18 protein-coding genes are annotated in these 15279 nt (G+C 51.0%); 7 read left to right on the forward strand and 11 right to left on the reverse strand.

What is annotated here, in order from left to right:
• The first annotated feature begins 5 nt into the window (after positions 1-5).
• From HG1285_RS16045 to HG1285_RS16025, 5 genes are read left to right on the forward strand one after another with little or no spacing between them, the layout of a single operon-like run.
• Positions 6-230: a hypothetical protein gene (locus tag HG1285_RS16045; RefSeq protein ID WP_008285988.1), complete on the forward strand. Its 225-nt coding sequence runs from the start codon at positions 6-8 to the stop codon at positions 228-230.
• Positions 223-981, forward strand: a complete 759-nt coding sequence (locus tag HG1285_RS16040; RefSeq protein WP_008285989.1) for a TIGR00730 family Rossman fold protein — start codon at positions 223-225, stop codon at positions 979-981. Before HG1285_RS16045 ends, HG1285_RS16040 begins: the two co-directional genes overlap by 8 nt.
• Positions 959-2089 carry an exonuclease subunit SbcD gene (gene sbcD, locus HG1285_RS16035; protein WP_008285990.1) on the forward strand — a complete coding sequence of 377 codons (1131 nt, stop codon included), beginning with the start codon at positions 959-961 and terminating at the stop codon, positions 2087-2089. Before HG1285_RS16040 ends, sbcD begins: the two co-directional genes overlap by 23 nt.
• Positions 2090-2098: 9 nt before the next feature.
• A complete protein-coding gene (locus HG1285_RS16030) occupies positions 2099-2707 on the forward strand; it encodes an NAD(P)/FAD-dependent oxidoreductase (RefSeq protein ID WP_008285991.1) in 609 nt (202 codons plus the stop codon).
• The gene (locus tag HG1285_RS16025; protein ID WP_157560438.1) at positions 2707-3579 is read left to right on the forward strand and encodes a lysylphosphatidylglycerol synthase domain-containing protein; all 873 of its coding nucleotides are present in this window, start codon (positions 2707-2709) and stop codon (positions 3577-3579) included. The genes HG1285_RS16030 and HG1285_RS16025 overlap by 1 nt, the downstream gene beginning before the upstream one ends.
• Here HG1285_RS16025 and dxr read toward each other — a convergent pair.
• Positions 3539-4684, reverse strand: a complete 1146-nt coding sequence (gene dxr / locus HG1285_RS16020) for a 1-deoxy-D-xylulose-5-phosphate reductoisomerase (protein ID WP_008285993.1) — start codon at positions 4682-4684, stop codon at positions 3539-3541. The two genes, HG1285_RS16025 and dxr, sit on opposite strands and share 41 nt — an antisense overlap.
• A 43-nt stretch (positions 4685-4727) precedes the next feature.
• Here dxr and HG1285_RS19370 point away from each other — a divergent pair, with 43 nt between their 5' ends.
• Together HG1285_RS19370 and HG1285_RS16015 are read left to right on the forward strand one after the other, a co-directional pair.
• Positions 4728-4904 carry a hypothetical protein gene (locus HG1285_RS19370; protein WP_008285994.1) on the forward strand — a complete coding sequence of 59 codons (177 nt, stop codon included), beginning with the start codon at positions 4728-4730 and terminating at the stop codon, positions 4902-4904.
• Complete coding sequence (locus HG1285_RS16015) at positions 4901-5236, forward strand: hypothetical protein (protein ID WP_232219436.1); 336 nt, start codon at positions 4901-4903, stop codon at positions 5234-5236. The genes HG1285_RS19370 and HG1285_RS16015 overlap by 4 nt, the downstream gene beginning before the upstream one ends.
• Positions 5237-5359: 123 nt before the next feature.
• Here HG1285_RS16015 and HG1285_RS16010 read toward each other — a convergent pair whose 3' ends face one another.
• Genes HG1285_RS16010 through HG1285_RS15965 form a run of 10 tightly spaced genes read right to left on the reverse strand, consistent with a single transcriptional unit; the run spans position 5360 to position 15276 of the window.
• A complete protein-coding gene (locus HG1285_RS16010) occupies positions 5360-6751 on the reverse strand; it encodes an NADH-quinone oxidoreductase subunit N (RefSeq protein ID WP_008285997.1) in 1392 nt (463 codons plus the stop codon).
• Between the two features lie 3 nt (positions 6752-6754).
• Positions 6755-8230 (reverse strand): NuoM family protein, encoded by a 1476-nt coding sequence (locus tag HG1285_RS16005; RefSeq protein ID WP_008285998.1) that lies wholly within the window; start codon positions 8228-8230, stop codon positions 6755-6757.
• A complete protein-coding gene (nuoL, locus tag HG1285_RS16000; RefSeq protein ID WP_008285999.1) occupies positions 8230-10074 on the reverse strand; it encodes an NADH-quinone oxidoreductase subunit L in 1845 nt (614 codons plus the stop codon). The genes HG1285_RS16005 and nuoL overlap by 1 nt, the downstream gene beginning before the upstream one ends.
• Before the next feature lie 3 nt (positions 10075-10077).
• On the reverse strand, positions 10078-10386 hold the full coding sequence (gene nuoK, locus HG1285_RS15995) for an NADH-quinone oxidoreductase subunit NuoK (protein WP_008286000.1): 309 nt from the start codon (positions 10384-10386) through the stop codon (positions 10078-10080).
• Positions 10367-10900 (reverse strand): NADH-quinone oxidoreductase subunit J, encoded by a 534-nt coding sequence (locus HG1285_RS15990; RefSeq protein ID WP_008286001.1) that lies wholly within the window; start codon positions 10898-10900, stop codon positions 10367-10369. The genes nuoK and HG1285_RS15990 overlap by 20 nt, the downstream gene beginning before the upstream one ends.
• Positions 10894-11535: an NADH-quinone oxidoreductase subunit I gene (locus tag HG1285_RS15985; RefSeq protein WP_008286002.1), complete on the reverse strand. Its 642-nt coding sequence runs from the start codon at positions 11533-11535 to the stop codon at positions 10894-10896. Before HG1285_RS15985 ends, HG1285_RS15990 begins: the two co-directional genes overlap by 7 nt.
• 4 nt (positions 11536-11539) lie before the next feature.
• Positions 11540-12589, reverse strand: coding sequence for an NADH-quinone oxidoreductase subunit NuoH (gene nuoH, locus HG1285_RS15980; RefSeq protein ID WP_008286003.1), 1050 nt, complete (start codon positions 12587-12589; stop codon positions 11540-11542).
• A 10-nt stretch (positions 12590-12599) separates the two neighbouring features.
• Positions 12600-13127 (reverse strand): Uma2 family endonuclease, encoded by a 528-nt coding sequence (locus tag HG1285_RS15975; RefSeq protein WP_008286004.1) that lies wholly within the window; start codon positions 13125-13127, stop codon positions 12600-12602.
• Entirely contained in the window at positions 13124-14905 is a 1782-nt protein-coding gene (locus HG1285_RS15970; RefSeq protein WP_008286006.1) for an NADH-quinone oxidoreductase subunit D, read from the reverse strand. Before HG1285_RS15970 ends, HG1285_RS15975 begins: the two co-directional genes overlap by 4 nt.
• The gene (locus HG1285_RS15965; RefSeq protein ID WP_032496297.1) at positions 14905-15276 is read right to left on the reverse strand and encodes an NADH-quinone oxidoreductase subunit A; all 372 of its coding nucleotides are present in this window, start codon (positions 15274-15276) and stop codon (positions 14905-14907) included. Before HG1285_RS15965 ends, HG1285_RS15970 begins: the two co-directional genes overlap by 1 nt.
• Positions 15277-15279 lie beyond the last annotated feature (3 nt).

Consider the following 15279-nt stretch of genomic DNA (forward strand, 5'->3'; position numbering starts at 1 on the left):
AATCCATGAAAAGCATACTCATGCTGCTGCTCACCCTTCTCTTCGTAATACCCGGCTGGAATGCTGGAAAGAAGAAAAAGAAGACCTACGTAGCTAAAACCAAGAAGAGCGTCAAGTACTCAAAGAAGAGGAAGGGCGTTTACATTCGCAAGTATCCTGTGAGGTCAAATACACCCAGAAGCGGAGAGGAGCTCAAGCTCAGAGAGCTCGTGAAAGACATCTATGAGTAAAGACAGCCTGAGAATAATAGAGGAGCTTAAACTAAGGCAGGGGGACACCTGGCGTGTTCTCAAGATAATGAGCGAGTTCGTTCAGGGTTTTGACGAGCTCGCCAACGTTGGTCCCGCGGTAACATTCTTCGGAAGTTCAAGGAGTAGGGAAAAGGATAAGTACTACAGGTTAGCCTACGAGACAGCCTTCAACCTCGGGAAGCTGGGCTACGCCATAATAACGGGAGGTGGACCCGGGATAATGGAGGCTGCCAACAGGGGAGCTCACGACAGCGGAACCCTGTCGGTGGGGTTGAACATAGAGATTCCGAGAGAGCAGCACCCGAACAAGTACCAGAACCTTTCCCTCAAGTTTGATTACTTCTTCGTCCGTAAGGTTATGCTCATAAAGTACTCACTCGCCTACGTGATATTCCCGGGGGGGTTTGGAACCTTTGATGAGCTCTTTGAGGCTCTCACGCTCATACAGACGGGCAAGAGCTACAGGTTCCCTCTCATACTCTTCGGAAGTGAGTTCTGGAATCCCCTCCTAAGGTATATGGAGGACAAGATGGTAGGTTTCGGAACCATAGACAGGGAGGACATAAACCTGATGAGCGTGGCGGACGACCCCTCGGAGGTCGTTGATATAGTTTATGAGAGGAGCAAGGAGAAGTATCACTACCTTGAAGAGTACTACGGAGAGGAGACGAGCTTCATGGAAAAGCTCAGGAGGATACTGAAGAACCATGAGACTCTTACACATAGCTGATCTTCACGCAGGAAAGACCCTCGGAAAGGTCAGCAGGAACCCAGACCTTGAGTACGCCCTCTCCCAGGTGATCGATTGCTCAAAGGAGAGCAAAGTAGACGTTCTCCTGATCGCCGGTGACGTCTTTGATAAGGCTAACCCGGACAACGAGTCAAAGGAGCTCATATTTGAGTTCTTCCTGAAGCTGAAAGACCTCGGTACCGAAGTCGTTGTGATAGCAGGGAACCACGACAGCTACGACTTCATGAAGAGCATAAGGGGGCTTTCCCGCCTTGCCAACGTCCACATTTACGACAGACCGAACAGAGAGCACTTCCTTTACTCTCTGGGTGACCTGAAGGTGGCATGCCTCCCCTACCCGTCGGAGAGGGTCATAACCGCCGCAGAGGAGGACTCAAAGAAGAGTTACGCAGAGCTCGTAGGTAGGTTTATAAGGTTCCTCGCCGAATCGGTGAAGGATGCGAGGTTTAAAGTGCTCCTCGCCCACCTTTTCGTCGCGGGCTCCCGGTACACGAGAACGGAAAAGGAAGCCACCATAACCCAGCACTACGCAGTTCAGCCCTCAAGCCTTGATGGGGTGTTCAACTACGTTGCCCTCGGGCACGTCCACAGGTACCAGAGGATAGAGAACGCTCCCACCTATGCCTACTACACTGGCTCACTCTACCAGCTGGACTTCTCTGAGGCGGGAGACAAGAAGTTCTTCAACGTGATACTCTTTGAGGATAGTCAGCCGGAGATTGAAGCCGTTGAGCTCTCCCTGAAAAACCCCCTGAACGCCTTTGAGCTGGAGCAAGAAGAAGTCCTGAATAGGATTGAAGAGCTGAAAGGCAGAGAAGGCTATCTTAAACTCTCCATAAAGGTCAGAGACAGAACCCAGATGCCCTATCTCATAGAGAAGCTCAGGGAAGAGCTGGGTGAGAAGCTCATAAAGATTGAACAGCTCACGGAAGATACGGTTGGAGGAGGGGAGCTCTCCGAGCTTGGAAGGCTTGACCCCCTTGAGCTTTACAGGGAGTATTTCCAGACAGCCTACGGTAAGGAACTTCCCGAGGAGGTGGAGAAGAAGTTTCTGGAACTACTCAGAGAAGCGGAAGAGAAGATATAATAGGAAGCTATGAGGTACGACGTTGTCATCGTCGGTGGTGGCGCTTCCGGGCTGTCCTGTGCCCTCACCTTAGCTTCCGCAAAGGGCAGAGGCTGGGAATGGGCAGAAGACAGGAGGTATCTCGTTCTTGACACCGGTCGCTCCGATATGAACAGGGCTCTATTCAACAACGTCCCCGGGATCCCTCAGGGGACGACAGGAAAGGAGCTCCTTGAGAAGATAAGGGAGCAGATAAAGACCTACGGTGGTGTTGATTTCATTGAAGATGAAGCTGTGAGGGTCTCCGGAGAGAGGGGAAACTTCAGGGTTAAGACCTCGGGCGGGAAGGAGTTTGAGTCCGAGTTCGTCGTCCTTGCGAGCGGTTTCCACAGGTTTGAGATAGAGTGTGATGGTGTAGAGGTGGTTGAGAACCCAAGGTCTCCAAAACCTGGAAGGGTAATGCTCAAGCACGACGAAGACTACAGGGTGAGAGACGGTCTCTACGTTGCAGGACTGCTCGCGGGAGGGAGCTCCATGTTCTCGGTCGCATCGGGAATAGGAGTTCAGGTAGCGATCAATATACTCTCCGAGTGGGCGGGCAAGCCCATAGTAATACACGACGTTCCGGAGGAAGGCTGATAAAGAAATTTCTTCTTCCTCTTCTTATATCCCTCGTTTTCTTTTCCCTCTTCCTCTACACCGTGCCCCTCCATGAGATAACGGACGCATTTTCAGAGTTAGGGGTTTTGCAGGTATCCTCTGCTTTCGTTCTGTACACTCTAAGCCAGCTAACGAGGAGCCTTCGCTGGAAGGTCATACTGAGAGAGCTCGGCTTCAGGGAAGCGTTCCTGATAAACTCCGCCAACATATTTTTTAACAACCTACTCCCCGCCAGAACCGGAGAGCTGAGCTGGTTTTACTACGCCAAGAGGTCTGGCGTTGAGCTCAAGAGCTCGCTATGGAGCTTTTTCTTAGGGAGAGCTTACGACCTCCTGGGACTTCTCGCCCTGTTCCTGCTCTCCTACGCCCTTCTCCTGGGTGCACTTCACTTCGTTCTGGGCTTCCTCACACTTACACTGCTCTCCCCCTCTATCCCTCTCTTAAGGATTCTTATACCACCCGTAGGAAAGCTCAGAGAGTTCAGAGAGTTTATCGGAAGGGAGCTGACCCCTTCGCTCTCCATTAAGCTGACCGTGCTCTCAACGCTATCCTTTCTCTTAAAAGCCCTCTCCGTCTACGTCCTGGTTGCAGTTCTTTTGAATACAGACGTGTTCAGATTCTCCTTCGCCTTTGCGGGAGGGGAGCTTACCACCATTCTGCCCGTTCACGGTTTCATGGGATACGGAACTTACGAGGCTGGCTTCCTGATACCCCTGAAGCTCATGGGTGTTGAGATAAGGGAAGGGTTGAAAGTCGGATTCATAGCCCACACCTTTCTACTCGTTTCCTCGGCGGTATGGGGGCTCTTATCTATACCGCTTCTGCATGCTCGCTTTCGTATATCTCCCTGACCTTTCTCCTCCCCCACTCAACCGCCTCAAGGATACCCTCTATGTCCTGAGGATCTCTTATGTTCACGGAAGATAAGGTCTTCTCCACCAGATCAACTATATCCAGAAAACCCACCTTACCCTCAAGGAAGAGGGCGACAGCCTCCTCGTCCGCACCCAGCAGGACGGGTATGTAAACACCACCCATCTCACCAGCCCAGCGGGCGAGGTATAAAGCCCTGAACTTGTCCGTATCCACCTCCTCAAAGCTCATGGGCGACAGCCGAGGCAGTGTAACCCTCCCGAAGGGATAGCGCTTCCTATCCGGGTAGAAGAGGGCGTGCATTATGGGAACCTTCATGTCCGTCTGGGAGGCGTGCATTAAAAAAGACCCGTCTATCAACTCCACAACGCCGTGAACTACGCTCTGCGGGTGTATGACCACCTTTATAGATTCCAACCGCAGGTCAAAGAGGTTCATAGCCTCCAACATCTCAAAGCCCTTGTTCATCATGGTCGCGGAGTCTATGGTTATCTTGCTACCCATACTCCAGCGAGGGTGGTTGAGCGCCTCCTCTACCTTTGCCCTCCTCATATCCTCAAGAGACCAGTCTTTGAAAGGACCGCCGGAGGCGGTGAGATAAACGAAACGAACATCTTCCCTGTCCACGCCATCAAGCAGTTGAAAGAGGGCGTTGTGCTCGCTGTCCACCGGTATCACCCTATCCCTGTTCTTGCGGACGAGATCACCCAGACATATAACCGATTCCTTGTTGGAAGCGAGGAGAGTCTTGCCCTTCTGAAGAGTCACGTAGGCGGGCTTTATCCCATGCACCCCTGCAACTGCGTTCATAACTTTGTCGGAGATAGAAACCGCCTTCTCAAGCCCCTCGTCCCCGTGCATGTATTCACAGCCCTCAGGCAGTGAGGAAACCCACTCCGAGGAAGGTTCTTCGTAGGTTACAACAAGCTCGGGCTTGAACTTGAGAGCCTGCTGGAGGAGTTTATCGGAAGCCCTGCGGGCAAGGAGAGCGGAGACCTTAACCTCTTCCGGGAACTTCTCTGCTACCTCAAGAGTTTGAGTTCCCACAGATCCCGTGGAACCAAGAACAGCAAGCCTTATCATAACCTGTTATATTTTATTTCCCATGACCTTGCAGTGCCTTTTCATGTTCTTATCGGGCTTCGTAGTGGGATTTATAACCGCCCTCGTGCTCATAATAGGCATAGCGATTCTCCCCGTGGTGCTGGGAGTTATCCTCGTCCTCAGCCTCATCGCTTACTTCAAGTACCGCAAGGAACAGAAGCGCAGGGAAAGGATACTCAGAGAGTTCTGGGAAGATTGAGTTGGAGCTTATCAAAGTCAACACTTGCCTTCAGGAGCTTAAATCATAATTTTTGGAAACGAGCATACGGAGCTATTATGGAGAAGGGAGAGATCATAAAGGAAAAGATCAGGTTCCTAACCGAGTATCTGAAGATCCTGTGGGTTGTATTGATAGCAGCGAGCGGTGGATCAGCCAGTTTATTTATGACACTCAACAGCGCTCTAAAGGCGTTCTTGCTACTTGTTGGTGTAGTAGCCATCGTAACAACATCCTCAATGATAGCCATACTCACGCTTGAAATTCTTGAGCTATTTGAGAAATTAAAGAAGGAGGCAGAAGGTAATGAATGAAGTCTTGCAAGCTTTAGCCTTTTTAGGCTTTGTAGTTGCAAGCGCTGTTTTGTTATGGAACTTTTACAGAATACTAAGAGCCTTTAAAAGACATAGTGAATGGACTGGATAACCACGGGCTCTTTAAACCAACCTAAGCAGGAAGTCCAAGACCGCATGCGGGAAGAGACCGAATATCAGCACCGCCACCGTGGAGACCAAGAGAGCAAAGGACTCTCCTGCGGATATGCCCGTTGCACCCCAGTCCCTCTCCTTCTCGTGAAGGAACATATATACTATAACCTTCAGGTAGTACCCCGCAGATATTAAGCTACCGATGACGAAGAGTATCGCATACAGAAAGAGCTCGTTCTTCACCAGACCCATGAATATGCCCAGCTTACCCACGAAGATCGCCATGGGAGGCAGACCAATCAGAGCAAATAGGAAGAAAGCGAGTGCGGAAGACAGAAAGGGATGCTCCTTAGCTATGCCCTTGAAGTCAAGGAAGTGATGAGTCCAGCCCCTCTTCTTCTCAAGAACCGAGAGCACCGTAAAGGCACCGAGGGTGGCAAGGGCATAAACGAACACATAGAAAAGCAGAGAAGTCATGAGTAGCTTGTCCACAACTGTGAGGGCGAGGGTAAAGTAACCCGCATGAGCTATGGAAGAGTACGCAAGGAGTCTCTTCACGCTCCTCTGGGCGTAAGCCATCAGGTTTCCGTAGAACATGGAAGCTATCGCCACCACACCTATGAGAAACTCCCACTTGGGAAGGGCAGAGAACATATAGACGGTGAGCTTAACGAAGAGAAAGTACATGGCTATCTTGGGCACCGTGGCGAGGAAGGAAGTGGTAGGCGTAGGTGCACCCTCGTAGGCGTCGGGCGTCCAGAAGTGGAAGGGAACCGCAGAGACCTTCAGAGCGAGGGCGGACATTATGAGAAGAACCCCGAGGGCGAATATAGGGTCTTCTCCCCTCTGAATGCCCAGCAGAAGGCTCCCGGTAGACCCGTAAACGAGACCAGACCCGAGAGCGAACATGGAAGTTCCCGTAGTCCCTATAACAAGGTACTTAAATGCCCCCTCTTTGGAGAAGTACTCACGCTTGAAGAGCCCCACGAGTATGTACATGGTTATGGAGGCGAGCTCCAGTCCCACGAAGATTATGGCGAGGTTTTCGGAGGATAACATCACCATCAAGCCCAGCAGGGCTATGAGATACAAGTAAGAGAGCTCGCTGTAAACGGAGTTCTTCTTCATAAAGAAGTCGTAAGAAGATATCAGGACGAGACCCGTAACCGCCAGCAGGAAGAACTTGGCTATGAGGTTGAAACCGCTCACCGTAAAGCCGTCAAACAGGGTGCTGGCAGGGTAGTGAACGAACAGAACCGAGAAGGCTGAGGCGACTATCGCCACAAAGCCGAGTATGGTAAGGGACTTGTAGTAGCGCTCCTTTAGTACGAGCTCAAGGACAAAGATTATGAGAACACCTATGGAAAGAACTATCTCGGGTAGAAGGGCGTTCCAGTTCAACTCTTAACCTCCAAAGACGAGCTTTACCGTGTGGTCAACCATCTTCACGAAGGGTGCGGGATACAGCCCCATCACGAAGGCAACCAGCAGTATGAGAACGAAGGGAATGACGTGGTGGACTTCCACGTCCCTGAGCTGTGCCCACTTCTCTCTCCTGTGGTCGGATATGGTCTCTTCCTCCAGCATCACACGCTTGTACATGTACAAGAAGTAGGCAGCTCCCAAGATCATTCCCGTTCCAGCTATCACAGCCCATACAGGGTGAGCCTTGAAGGTTCCCAGCAGAACCAGAAACTCCGCTATGAAGCCCGCAAGACCTGGCAGACCTATACCCGCAAGACCAGCGATCATGAAGAATATGGCGAAGTTGGGCAGGTACTTGGCGAGACCCCCCAGGTCGTCCATGTTGTAGGAGTGTATCCTGTCGTAGATGAAGCCAGCAGCGAAGAAGAGAGCTCCGGAAGAGAGCCCGTGGGCTATCATCATGTAAACCGCCCCGTTGAGAGCGTCCTTGTCAAGGGCAAAGGTTCCGAGAGTCACGATACCCATGTGAGATATGGAGGAGTAGGCTATAAGCCTCTTTATGTGGGTCTGGGCTATCGCCATCATCGCTGCGTAGATTATCGCTATCACGCTCAGGGTGAATATGAGAGGTATGTAGTACTTGGAAGCGTCCGGAAATAGGGAAAGGGAGTACCTCACAAAACCGAAGGTTCCCATCTTCAGGAGAACTCCCGCAAGTATGACCGAACCTGCGGTTGGAGCCTCAACGTGGGCATCCGGTAACCAAGTGTGGACGGGAAACATGGGTATCTTCACCGCAAAACCTATACCGAAGAGCAGGAATGCGGCGAGCTGTATCCATAGCGGATAGCCCATCTTGGCGTGCTCAATGTAATCAAAGGTTATCTGACCCGTCGCAAAGTACCCGTAGACTATGATGCTGGCAAGACCCAGCAGAAGGAAGAGACTTCCGAAAAAGGTGTATATGAAGAACTTGTTAGCCGCATAGACCTTCCTGTCGTGCCCCCAGAAGCCTATGATGAAGTACATGGGTATGAGCATCCCCTCCCAGAATATATAGAAGAGGAAGAAGTCCAGAGCTGAGAATACCCCCAGACATGCGGTCTCAAGGAGGAGGAACAGGGCTGTGTATAGGACGGGTCTGTCCTCTATCTTCCAAGACCATATAAAGACGGCGAGGAACAAGAGAGCGGTCATAACTATCAGGGAGACCGCCATCCCGTCCAGACCTATGTGGTAGGAGATGCCGAGGGTGGGTATCCAGCTCAGCTTGGTGACGAACTGAAAGCCCTCTTTGGTGAAGTCAAAGTTGAAGAACAGAACCAGCGAGAGCAGGAAGACGATACCCGACACTCCCACGGACACCAGCTTGGTAAAGGTGTCGTTCCTTACTATGGCTATAACTCCCGCAGCGATGAGCGGAAGGAATATTATCAAGCTAAGGAGCTGATCCATCAGTATCCTCCTCCGTATATTAGTAAGACAAGAAGCAGAACAAGTATAGCAAATCCTCCGGCAAGGCTGAGGGCATACCAGTTGAGCTTACCAGCCTGCAGGAACTTCAGCCCCTGACCGGCGGACTGGACTATGTTGGCAAGCCCGTTCACCACACCATCTATGAACTGCCTCTCTCCTACCGCAAAGAGAACCCTTGAGTAGCTCATATAACCCGCAGCGAGTATGCCGTGGTAGAGCTTCTCGGTGAAGAACTGCTCCTTGAAAGTGGTGTGGAGCGCCTTTAGAGAGTCGTAAGTCTTCTCCGGGTCAAGGAAGCGTCTCACGAAGACCCCGTAGGCGAGTACTATGCCGAGTATAGCTATCCCTACCGACATAATCGCAATATTCAGATGGATCTCCTTATGTTCACCACCAACAGCATGTACATACCATCCCTCAAAAAATCCCGCTATCACCGCCATCACTCCCAATATCACCATAGGCACTGTCATAACCGAACTCACTTCCTTCGGCTCGTGAGGATCTATCTTCCTGAACCTCTCCTCCCCATGAAATACCACAAACCCTTCCCTGAATATGTAGTAGGCGGTTAGGAATGCTACTATGGTTCCTAATAGACCCCACACAAAGCTCGCTTCGTAGTAGCTCCCTATCAGCCTGTCCTTACTCCAGAAGCCCGATAGCGGGAACACTCCTGCAAGGGCTAAGGCTCCTATGGTGAAGCTGGCATAGGTCACGGGCATGTACTTCTTAAGTCCCCCAAAGTTGTATATGTCGTATAGTTTGTGGTGAAAGGCTGTTATCACAGAACCTGCTGCGAGAAATAGGAGCGCTTTGAAAAAGGCGTGGGTGGTGAGGTGGAACATAGCCCCTCCTTTGTCCCCCACTCCAAGGGCAAGAAACATGTACCCGAGTTGGGACATGGTGGAGAAGGCGATTATCTTCTTCATGTCTGTGTGTGATGTGGCTGCAAGTGCCGCAAAGAGGGCTGTTAGTCCTCCTATTACCGCCACTACTTTCAGTGTTTGTGGTGCTGCTTCAAATAGTGGGTATAGTCTGGCTACCATGTACACTCCTGCTGCTACCATGGTGGCTGCGTGCAGGAGTGCGCTGACTGGCGTGGGTCCTGCCATTGCGTTGGGTAGCCATGTGTGCAGTGGTAGTTGTCCTGATTTCCCTACCGCTCCTCCAAAGAGAAGGAGTGTTGCTAAGCCTATTAGTGCGCTCTGGGTTGTGGGTATTTTTTGGAATATTTCTACTATGTCAAGGGTGTTGAATATTAAAAAGGTGGCTATTATTCCAAAGATAAATAGCCAGTCTCCTATTCTGTTCATTACGAAGGCTTCTAAGGATGCGTTGGTGGCTTTCTTTAGGTTGTGGTAGTAGCCAATTAATAGATAAGAGGCTAATCCGACTCCTTCCCAGCCGAAGAATATTCCGAGGAGGTTGTCGGAGAGGACTATTAGTAGCATTGCGAAGAGGAACAGGGATAGGTAGGCGTAGAATTTGTATGTCCATTTTCCGAATTCGTCGTGCATGTAGCCTATGGAGTAGATGAATATGAGTGTGGCTACGAAGGTGACTACTGCTGTTGTTATTGATGATAGGGCGTCAAAGTAAAAGCCTACTGTGAGGGTGTAGCCCTCTAAGGGTAAGAACTCATAGAGTTTTATCTGTACAGGTGTGTGGAGGGAGTGGGAAAGAACGAAGAGGGAGGATACAAAAGAAATAGCGCTCGCGATCACCGTTATGACACCGCTCGCCTTGTCTCCGATCTGTCTGCCCAGAAAACCTATGACCAGGAAGGCTACGAGCGGAGAGAACACAACCACAAATTCCATCTATTACCCCCTCATGTCCGTAATCTCGTCGGTTGACTCCACATACCTGAGCCTGAATATAGCGATGATTATACCCAAGCCCACCGCTGCCTCGGCGGCAGCCAAGGCTATTATGAAGAGGGCAAATATCTGACCCTCAACGAGCCCCATGTGGGCATCCGCACCCACGAAGGCTATATTCACCGCATTCAGGGCGAGCTCAAGGCTCATAAGAACGGTTACGAGGTTCCTCCGGGCTACGAGCCCTATAACACCGAGCCCGAAGAGTATCATGCTCACCACAAAGTAAGCTTCAAGGGGTATTGTCTTCATAGGTCTGACTCTCCTTTCTTCCTATTAAAACCGCTCCTATCATGCCTATAAGCAGCACCAGAGACACAACCTCAAAGGCGAAAAAGTACCTCGTAAAGAGGATAGAACCTACTACCTCCGTATTGCCCAGCTTCTCTATGAAGGCTCTGAACTTACCCTCCGGGGAGGCTGTAATTCCCAGAAAGAAGACTATAGCCATCTCAACGTAGAGCAGCACGACCAACGGAAGGGATAGGACACCCTCCATCCTGTAGTGGCTACCCTTCTTTATAGCCTTCTCCCAGGGAACAGCGGTGAGAACGAACACGTAAAAGACAGCAATCGCGACGGCGTATATGAGAAGCTGGAGTGCTCCAACTAGCTCAGCTCCCGCCGTGAAGAATATACCCGCAACCGCTATCAGCGCCGATAGAAGCCAGAGGATAACGTATATAGGGTTCGTAAAGGTGATCACACCTACACCCGAGATTATCGCCCATGCCGAGAATATCAAGAATATGACCAGCCTTACCATTCATGCCTCCCCCTGATCTCTACCTCGGGCAGCTTCACCTTGTTCTCGTGCCAGAGTCTATCCCTCTGTCTGTCGTCTATCCATATCCTGTCCGGCTCGTTCTCCCTCCTCGCCTGCCAGTCCTTGCCTATCTTCTCAAGAAGTTCCAGGTCAAGTATGGAATCCTTCCTCGTGTAGCTCGCTGTCTCGTGTATGTCCGTCTGATAGAGGCAGTCCACAGGGCAGGCATCAACGCAGAAGCCACAGAAGGTACAGAGCATAAGGTTCATGTTGAAGACAGAGACGACCCTCCTTCCGTTGTCCAGCTTCTTACCCTCTATTTCAAAGAGCTGGGGAACAGGACAGGCACGTTTACACAGCATACAGACGACACACCTGCTCTTACCGGGTACGACCTCTATCTTGAACCTCTCAACCCACTCGTCGTAAGCGGGCTGGGGCTCGTTTCCGTCCACGACTTTATGGGCGAAGAACCCCCTGAACCTCTTCGGGGGAGTCAGCTTTTCGTAAGGGTAGTGAGTCGTTATAGTCCTGCTGAAAGCGTGCCTTATGGTAACCGAGAGACCCTTTATAAAATCTATGAACAAAGCCCTCTCCAGCCAGCTAAGAGGCTTTGCCGCCACTCTCTTGATCATCCCTTTACCTCCAAACCACCGGAGCAATTATAGCGGTTAAAACTATGTTTATCAAGGCTAAGGGGAGCATAACCTTCCAGGCTATCTCCGTGATCTGGTCTATCCTGTACCTGGGAAGCGTCCAGTGTAACCAGAGTATAAAGAGGAAGAGAACGGTCACCTTGAGGAGGAACCACACGTAAGGGGAGAAAGGTCCCAGGAAGAACAGGGGGTCAACGAAACCCATGAAGGGTATATTTATGGGAGACCATCCTCCAAAGAACAGGACTACAGCTATAGCGGAAAGGGAGAGAACCTCCACGTACCACTCAACGAGGGGGAAGAGACCGAACTTCATGCCCCCGTACTCAACGGTGAAGCCCGTCACGAGCTCAGCCTCCGCCTCCTGTATATCAAAGGGTACCCTCCCCGTCTCAGCCAAGAGGGAGAAGAGAAACACCACGAAACCTATAGGCTGAACCCATATGTACCAGAGGTTCTGCTCAATCTGCCTCTGGACTATCTCGTAGGTTGACAGCGTCCCGGCGAGTATAAGGGGTCCCATCACGGCGAAGGTTATGGCAACCTCGTAGGAGATTATTATCCCCGCCTTCCTCATGGAGCCTATAAGAGGATACTTGGAGTTGGAAGCCCAGCCCGCTATGGCTATGGCATAGACCGCAAGGGAACCGAGTCCGAAGACCAAGAGGAGAGCAACGTTCACGTCCGTGAGTATGGGTTTTATCTTGTACCCGAAGAGCTCAAACTCTGGACCGAAGGGAACGACCGCAAAGACGAGGGTTGCTGGCACGAGGGCGAGTATTATGGCGAGGTTGTAGAGGAATTTATTCCCGTACCTTGGAAATAGGTCTTCTTTGGTTATTAGCTTCACTCCATCCGCAAGGGGCTGCAGTAGTCCGTGCCAGCCGACCACCATGGGTCCCGGTCTCCTCTGGATGTGGGCAGCGACCTTACGCTCAACCCAGGTGAGGTAGGCTCCCACACCGAGCACTATACCCAGAATAACGAGTATCTTTATAACCGCTATTATCACACCAGCCACCACGCTCTCCATCCACAGCCTCCTACAACCATACTTTTGAGAAGTCCACTTCCAGCTTGCAGTTTTCTACCTCAAAGCTTACCTTATCGCTCTGGACGTCTTTAAGCTTTATAAAACCTCTATCAGTGTTTCTGTACACCTTGGCAAGCTTCTTTTCAGGATAAATGAGAACGTAGTATCCAACCCCCTCCTTCTCATAAATCTCCTTCTTGATCCCCTCATCCCTGTCCACTGTGGAATCAGACACAACCTCAAACACGACTTTCGGAGCTTTAACTATGTAATCCTCAACTTCCTCGCAGAGGATAGATATGTCTGGTCTGAGCACGGTATCGTGGGAAACTATGTAGTCAAGCTCCACGACAGCATTACATCTATCACAGTTCTCAAGTCCTTCTTCAAGGATAGCTGCCAGACGCGTAAGCGTCCTCTGGTGTAGATACTTAGGCGAGGCAAGGGCAACAGGGATACCGTCTATGAGCTCCCAATCTCCCTGCCAGCTCCTGTAGTCCTCGTAAGTGTAATGGGGCAAGTAACGAACTTCCTTCATCTGTCCGTCTCTCCCACAACCGGGTCTATGCTCGCAAGTATGGTAACAGCGTCCGCTATAACTCTGTCCTTCATAAGGTAAGGATATATGCTCAGGTTATAGTAAGAGGGCGGTCTAACCTTCACCCTGTAAGGCTTTACCCCACCCATAGAGAAGACGTAAAAGCCCAGCTCTCCCCTCGGATTCTCTCCCGAGGAGTATATCTCACCCGTGGGAACCTTGAGACCTATCCCGTCTATGGTGAGCTTTATCTTCTTTTCTTTGGGCACCTCGGCAAAGAAGGGAGCGTCTTTGGGTATGGTCTTCAGCTTATCAACGCACTGCCTTATTATCCTTACGCTCTGGCGCATCTCCTCAATACGAACGAGATACCTGTCGTAGCAGTCTCCTATGTCACCCACAGGAACGTCAAAGTCAACCTCTGCATAGGCATCGTAGGGCTCAAGCTTCCTCATGTCGTAGGGAATGCCAGAGCCTCTTATCACGGGACCTGTAACACCGTAGAAGTAGGCGTCTTCGGGGGTTATTATCCCTACCTCCTTGTTTCTCCTGAGCCAAATCCTGTTTCTCGTAAGTATCCTCTCCCAGTCATCAAGCTCCTTTACGAACTTATCCACAAAGGCGGATATAACCTCAAGGGCACCCTCGGGCAGATCCATACGAACGCCACCGACCCTGGGATAGGATATGGTGAGCCTCGCACCCGTTATGCCCTCAAGGATGTCCATTATCTTCTCACGTTCTTTAAAGGCGTATAGGAATATGGTGAGAGCCCCCAGGTCAAGGGCGTAAGTTCCGAGCCATAGGAGGTGGGAGTTTATCCTCTGGAGCTCGGACATCATCGTCCTTATGAACTTAGCCTTCTCGGGGACGTCCTCCTCTATGCCGAGCATCCTCTCTATGGCTACCACCCAAGATTGGTTAGAGCACAGAGCGGAGAGGTAGTCCATCCTGTCCGTATAGACCAAGAATTGGTTGTACATCTCGTTCTCAGCCAGCTTCTCCACGCCCCTGTGGAGCTGACCGAGTATCACGTCCGTCTGGACTATACGTTCACCCTCAAGGTCAAAGAGGAACCACATAGTCCCGTGGGTTCCCGGGTGTAGGGGTCCCCAGTTGAGGACTATCTGAGCCTTCTTCTTGAGCCTCCTCTTTTCGGTTATCTCAAGGTCTTCAAGGGTTGGGACTATCGTGTGCGTCCTCTCGTAGTTCATCGTCCCCTCAAGCTTGTCCCCCCACAGAACCTCGTTCAGGGAGGGGAGATCCTGCTCGGGGAAACCTTCAAGGGGAAAGTCCTTACGGAGAGGAAAGTAGGGGTATGTGTCCCACATGAAGGCTCGCACGAGGTTTTCGTGTCCCTCGTACTCTATGCCGAACATGTCGTAGCACTCTCTCTCCGACCATTTGCCCGCAAACCAGAGCTTCTCTATAGAGGGGAGGCTACCGTCACTTCTCGTCTTGACTATAACCCTCTTTTTCTCGTCAACGTTGTATAGGATGTAGAACGCTTGAAACCTTGAGAGCCTGTCCTCCGGGAAAGCTATGAGGTTCTCTTTAACGGCACCCTTAAAGTCCTTCTCCTTTTCCAGGATGTCCTTTAAGTCCACCACGGAGTGGTCTATAAAGAGCTTAAAACCCCTTTTCTTGAGTTCCTTAAGGAGTTCTATAAGGTTTTCCCTCTTTATGTGAAGGGACGTGACCTTGCCCGAATCGTGAGCCTCAAGCTCCGGGAAGCGCCCCTTTAACTCCGCAAAATCTTCAGCCTTTGCCCACGGCATCAAACTTCCTCCATTTCAAACTGCCAGTTGAGAGCGCCCTTCTTCCACGCGTAGAGAAGCCCGTAGGTCAGTATAAGTATGAAGAGAAACATCTCTATGAACCCGAATATGCCGAGCCACCTGTAAACTACCGTCCACGGGAAGAGGAAGGCAGCCTCTATGTCAAAGAGGAGTAGCAGTAGTCCGAGCAGGTAATAGCCCTGGTGAAAGGTCGTCTGTGCGCTCTCGTCGTATAGGGGAACTCCACACTCGTAAGGGTAGTCCTCGTACTCCTGAGGCGTCTTGGGACCAAAGAGCCAGTTCAGGGATATCATCACGATCGCTATCCCGACCATTATGGCGAAGAATATCAAAAACCCTATGTACTCCATTCC

The organism is Hydrogenivirga sp. 128-5-R1-1, assembly GCF_000171895.1.

Excerpts from the sequence above, each read along its gene's own strand:
- HG1285_RS16040 (WP_008285989.1), top strand. The coding sequence starts at position 223 with ATGAGTAAAGACAGCCTGAGAATAATAGAGGAGCTTAAACTAAGGCAG.
- HG1285_RS15985 (WP_008286002.1), bottom strand. The coding sequence starts at position 11,535 with ATGATCAAGAGAGTGGCGGCAAAGCCTCTTAGCTGGCTGGAGAGGGCT.
- nuoL (WP_008285999.1), bottom strand. The coding sequence starts at position 10,074 with ATGGAATTTGTGGTTGTGTTCTCTCCGCTCGTAGCCTTCCTGGTCATA.
- HG1285_RS16030 (WP_008285991.1), top strand. The coding sequence starts at position 2,099 with ATGAGGTACGACGTTGTCATCGTCGGTGGTGGCGCTTCCGGGCTGTCC.
- sbcD (WP_008285990.1), top strand. The coding sequence starts at position 959 with ATGAGACTCTTACACATAGCTGATCTTCACGCAGGAAAGACCCTCGGA.
- nuoH (WP_008286003.1), bottom strand. The coding sequence starts at position 12,589 with ATGGAGAGCGTGGTGGCTGGTGTGATAATAGCGGTTATAAAGATACTC.
- HG1285_RS15970 (WP_008286006.1), bottom strand. The coding sequence starts at position 14,905 with ATGCCGTGGGCAAAGGCTGAAGATTTTGCGGAGTTAAAGGGGCGCTTC.
- HG1285_RS19370 (WP_008285994.1), top strand. The coding sequence starts at position 4,728 with ATGTTCTTATCGGGCTTCGTAGTGGGATTTATAACCGCCCTCGTGCTC.
- dxr (WP_008285993.1), bottom strand. The coding sequence starts at position 4,684 with ATGATAAGGCTTGCTGTTCTTGGTTCCACGGGATCTGTGGGAACTCAA.
- HG1285_RS16045 (WP_008285988.1), top strand. The coding sequence starts at position 6 with ATGAAAAGCATACTCATGCTGCTGCTCACCCTTCTCTTCGTAATACCC.
- HG1285_RS16005 (WP_008285998.1), bottom strand. The coding sequence starts at position 8,230 with ATGGATCAGCTCCTTAGCTTGATAATATTCCTTCCGCTCATCGCTGCG.
- HG1285_RS15965 (WP_032496297.1), bottom strand. The coding sequence starts at position 15,276 with ATGGAGTACATAGGGTTTTTGATATTCTTCGCCATAATGGTCGGGATA.
- nuoK (WP_008286000.1), bottom strand. The coding sequence starts at position 10,386 with ATGAAGACAATACCCCTTGAAGCTTACTTTGTGGTGAGCATGATACTC.
- HG1285_RS15975 (WP_008286004.1), bottom strand. The coding sequence starts at position 13,127 with ATGAAGGAAGTTCGTTACTTGCCCCATTACACTTACGAGGACTACAGG.
- HG1285_RS15990 (WP_008286001.1), bottom strand. The coding sequence starts at position 10,900 with ATGGTAAGGCTGGTCATATTCTTGATATTCTCGGCATGGGCGATAATC.